At 77.5% G+C, this 973-nt stretch carries 1 protein-coding gene and 1 pseudogene; both read right to left on the bottom strand.

The annotated features are described in order from the left end of the window. A partial coding sequence (locus tag G3I42_RS19480; RefSeq protein WP_164287661.1) for a zinc ribbon domain-containing protein occupies positions 1 to 177 on the bottom strand: 177 nt, incomplete at its 3' end. Positions 178 to 280: 103 nt separating this feature from the next. Next, a pseudogene (locus G3I42_RS19475) lies at positions 281 to 973 on the bottom strand (hypothetical protein); the annotation flags it as partial.

The raw sequence follows: 973 nt of genomic DNA, 5'->3' as shown, positions 1-973 counted from the left end.
CTGCGGCGCGGGCGCGGCGCCGCCCGGGGCCCGGCCGCCCACGGCCACGGTCGAGAGCAGCTTGACGGTGTCCGCGTGCCCCGCCGGACAGCTCGCGGGAGCGGCCGACTCGGCCATGGGACGGTTCAGTTCGAAGGTGTCGCCGCAGGCACGGCAGCGGTACTCGTATCGAGGCATGCGGACAGGGTACGGGCGGCGGGGGCGGCCCGTACGCGTACCGGGCGGAGGCGGCGGCTCCTACCCGTACCGGGCGGAGGCGGCGGCCCCGGACCGTACCGCCTCAGCTCCCGCCCCGCTCCTCGCGGATCAGCTCCACGACCCGTGCCGCCGTCGCGCGCACGGCCTCCGTCTCGCGCAGGAACTGCCAGTAGTCCGGGTGGTGGCCCTCCAAGGCCGAGACCGCCCGGTCCAGGCGCGCCACCGCGTCGTCGAGCGGACGGGCGTGGCGCGGGTCCGGGGTCTGGCGGCCCGTCATCGCGAGCCGCTGCGCGTCCCGCACCGCGAACCGCGTCCGCTCGATCTCGCGCTGCGGGTCCTTCGCGACCTCGTTGAGCTGCCGCAGCCGGTCCCCGGCGGCCGAGACCGCCTCGTCCGTCTCGTCGAGCAGCGCCCGTACGGTCGCGAGCAACGCGGTCGCGTCGGCCCAGCGCTGCGCCTCGCGGGCCTGCCGCGCCTCCGCGAGCTTCGTGCCCGCCTGCGCGACGTGCTTCGCCGCCTCCTCCGGCACGTGCTGGAGGTCCTGCCAGCACGGGGCCGTGAACCTGCGCCGCAACTCACTGAGCACCGGCTCGACCTGCGCGCTCCGCGTCGTCAGCGCCTCCGCCCTGGTGCGCAGCGAGACGAGCCGCCGGTCGATCTCCCCGGCCCGCTCGGGCAGCCGCTCCGCCTCCGCGCGCAGCGCCTCCGCCTCGCGCCGCACCCGGTCCGCGCGCTGGATCGTCTCCGCCACGCCGTGCCGCGCGGCGCCCTCGTT

Source organism: Streptomyces sp. SID11385 (assembly GCF_010548245.1).
GTDB lineage: Bacteria > Actinomycetota > Actinomycetes > Streptomycetales > Streptomycetaceae > Streptomyces.
Note: the sequence above shows the minus strand (reverse complement) of the source record. Positions and strands in the feature narration are given on the sequence as shown.